The organism is Corticimicrobacter sp. (assembly GCF_040137905.1).
In the GTDB taxonomy this organism is placed as follows: Bacteria; Pseudomonadota; Gammaproteobacteria; order Burkholderiales; family Burkholderiaceae_B; genus Corticimicrobacter.
This window is the reverse complement of sequence record NZ_JBEFDG010000036.1, coordinates 1-3,477: the sequence shown is the minus strand read 5'-3', so window position 1 is coordinate 3,477 and position 3,477 is coordinate 1. Positions and strand designations below refer to the sequence as shown.

Annotated in this window: 2 protein-coding genes and 1 pseudogene; all 3 read left to right on the top strand. The window is 59.6% G+C overall.

What is annotated here, in order from left to right; translation table 11 throughout:
- Positions 1–515, top strand: a pseudogene (locus tag ABN482_RS06060) (methyl-accepting chemotaxis protein); the annotation flags it as partial.
- 71 nt (positions 516–586) lie between these two features.
- Positions 587–2,278 (top strand): methyl-accepting chemotaxis protein, encoded by a 1,692-nt coding sequence (locus ABN482_RS06055; RefSeq protein WP_349503147.1) that lies wholly within the window; start codon positions 587–589, stop codon positions 2,276–2,278.
- A gap of 177 nt (positions 2,279–2,455) precedes the next feature.
- Positions 2,456–3,477, top strand: a 1,022-nt coding sequence (locus tag ABN482_RS06050; RefSeq protein ID WP_349503146.1) for a Tar ligand binding domain-containing protein, incomplete at its 3' end; no start/stop codon positions are given.

Here is a 3,477-nt window from a genome sequence, read left to right as displayed (position 1 = left end):
GCGAGATCTCTGCGGCGACGCAGGAGCAGTCGAGCGGTATTGAGCAGGTGAACCGTGCGGTGGCGCAGATGGATGAGGTGACGCAGCAGAATGCGGCACTGGTGGAAGAGGCGGCAGCGGCTGCAGGCTCGCTGGAGTCGCAGGCGCAGCAGTTGCGCCAGGCGGTATCGGTGTTTCGGATCAGCTCACAGGAAGTCATTGAAATGCCGGCGCATGCCGTGGCACGTTCGTCGGCACCTACCCGCAAGCCGGTACAGGCTGCTCCGGCAGCGATGCCAAAACCAGCCTCCAGGAAAAAGGCACCGGGCGCAGCGCTGCCCAAACCTGCTGCCTCGCAGGGTGCAGCCACATCTGCTGCGCCTCGTGCCGCTGCGCCAGACCGTGAAGAGTCCGACCATAATGAGCCACTGTTGCGGCCCAACCTGGGCAAAAGCGGTTCGGCCGGAAAGGGTCGGACAGGCGCAACGGGTCATACACAGAAAGCCGACAGGGATGATGACTGGGAGACATTCTGACATGCCGTAGGCGATAAAAATGGTTCCAGCCTGCCGCACGAGTGGGCGGAACCGTCAGCAAGGGGAAACAGATGGACTATGCTCTGGAAGGGCGGCGGTCGCCTTCGACCCACGCCGTATTGGATGTAGAGCCGGCTGAAAAGAAAAAAAGCCGTTTTTGGGCAAGACGCAGGCAGCAGTCCCCCTGGCGTCTGCGTGACCTGAAGATCGGTACGCTGATGCTTTTCCTGTTCGGTGCATTCATGCTGCTGTTGATCGGCATCGGGACCATCAGCGTCGTGTTCCTGGCTCAGAACAACCAGGTCTTCCAGGAAATGAGCGGCGCACGTCGGCAGGTCAACCTGATTCATAGCCTTGGTGCCGATACGGCTGCAGCCCGCCTGGGTCTGATGACGACAGCCCGGTCTTTGCAGGAGGCCGAAGAGTTTCGACTGAAATCCATGCGGGAGCGGGCGCAGACAGAGCTCCAGTCCGTCGAGGCTTTGCTGGTCAAGATCGACCGTGATTTCCAGGATTTTCGTACTCTGATCGGGGATGACGGTACTGAGCAGCCTGTCATGCTTAATTTGATCCGGACCTATCGTGCCTACATCGATGATGCAGTGCAGCCCATGCTGGATGCACTGCGCGACGGCAACCACTATATTTTCTATATGGTGAATACCGAATACGGCACGCCGCGTGCTGCTGCATTCGCCCAGGCGTTGCAGCAACTGGTTGACCAGCAGGAGCAGGCGCAGCACCTGGCCGAACAGGATGCGGCAGGCCTTTTTCGGCTCGGCAGCATGGCTGTGGGCACGGCCATCCTGCTGGGTATGCTGTTTATGCTGCTGGTGCGGTTTGTTTTTGGTCGCCTGATCCTGCAGCCGCTGCGGCAGGCCGGCGAACAGTTCCAACGCATGGCGATGGGCGACCTGACCGCCCGCGCAATGTTCGATTCGCGCAATGAAATTGGTCAGTTGTACGCCGCTGTCCGACAGATGCAGGATGGTCTGATCCGTACCGTAGCCCAGGTCAGGCAAGGTGTGGAAGAAATCAGCGTCGGTGCCCGCCAGATCGCGCAGGGCAATAATGATCTCAGCAGTCGGACCGAGCATCAGGCCAGTGCTCTGGGCAAGACGGCTGCCAGCATGTCAGAGCTGGCCGGTACGGTACTGCAGAATGCCGGTAATGCCCGCCAGGCAGATCTACTGGCGACCCGCAGTATGGATGTGGCACAGCGTGGCGGCCAGGTTGTGGCTACTGTGGTGGATACCATGCAGGCGATTGCCGGCAGTTCGCGCAAGATTACCGAGATCGTCAATGTCATCGACAGCATTGCCTTTCAGACCAACATTCTGGCGCTCAATGCCGCCGTGGAGGCGGCGCGTGCTGGTGAACAGGGCAAGGGATTTGCGGTGGTGGCTGGCGAGGTTCGTACGCTGGCGCAGCGTAGTGCGCAAGCTGCGCGTGAAATCAAGGTATTGATCGAGGATTCCGTGGACAAGGTCGACACGGGCTCGACACAGGTGGGACACGCGGGCGATACCATGCGGGAAATCGTGGATGCCGTACAGCGCGTGACCGACATCATGGTTGAAATCTCTGCCGCTACGCAGGAGCAATCCTCCGGAATAGAGGCCGTCAACGCTGCGGTTTCGCGCATGGATGAAATGACGCAGCAGAATGCGGCACTGGTGGAAGAAGCGGCGGCGGCAGCCACATCGGTTGAGCAGCAGGCGCAGGATTTGAGCCGGGCGGTATCGGTATTCAGATTGGCTTGATATGGCAGACCGGCAGAAAGGCATTATTCAGTCGATTTAATTGATTATTGCGCTGAATGCCATGTTTTATGACCTGCTTGTATGGTTCAGTCAAAAAAATAACGGCGTTATTGAAAGATTGCCGCAATCGACGCAGCGATATAGTGTCTGGATATCGATTGCACAGTTGGAGTCAACATGTTGAGCAAACTGAAGGTACGCACGATTTTCCTGTGCATTCTGGCCATCTTCACTCTGGCCCTGGTCGTGTCCAGCGGGATCGGCTGGAAGAATGCCTATTCCGGCTATCGTTCCGTGGACCGCATCCATGACATGACCACCGAACAGGTTCGCAACGTCTATGGTGCCTGGGTGGCCTTGCTGCGCGCTCGCGTGGGCCTGGCCACGGCCTATACCGAATTGCAGGAAGGCGAAACAGGCAAGATCGGCGAGCGTGTGGACGGCGCGCGCAAGCGTCTGGAGCAGGCAACGGCGGCCATCCAGACCTACCAGGCGACGGTAGCGTCCGATGCCGAGCGGACACAGGCCCAGGGCCTGGTCACGGCGCTGGGCCACTACACGGCGGCCATTGAAAAGGTCGGTCAGGCGTTGCAGCAGCAGGATGCACAGGCGTATCTTCAGGCCAATGCCGCTTCGCGCGAAGCGAACCAGACGTTTGATCGGCTCTTGAACGAAAACCTGGACAGCATCGGCGTACAGATGCAGGCACTTGAGGATGATTCAGCCGAAGGCTATGACACGGCGCGGGCTGTCACGATAGGTCTTTTCGTGCTGGCGGTGATTATGTTCCTGGCCGCCTGGCGATTTATCGAGCGGACCGTGCTGGGGCCGCTGCGGCAGGCAGGCCAATTGTTCGAATACATGGGGCAGGGCGACCTGACGCACCGGATTGACGTGGCGTCACGCAATGAGATTGGTCAGTTGTTTGTGTCGCTGCGCAAGATGCAGGAGAGCCTGACGCGGGTGATAGCGCAGGTACGCCAGGGTGTTGACGAGATCAACACGGGGGCGACGGAGATTGCGCAGGGCAATACGGATCTGAGCAGTCGTACGGAGCAGCAGGCGGCGTCGCTGGAAGAGACGGCGGCGAGCATGGAAGAGCTGTCGGGCACGGTCAAGCAGAATGCGGACAATGCGAGACAGGCGGATCAACTGGCGGGCAACAGCATGGGTGTTGCGCGTCGTGGCGGCGAGGTGGT

What these genes read in the sequence shown, in the direction of transcription:
- ABN482_RS06055 (WP_349503147.1), top strand. Translation starts at nt 587, where the DNA reads ATGGACTATGCTCTGGAAGGGCGGCGGTCGCCTTCGACCCACGCCGTA.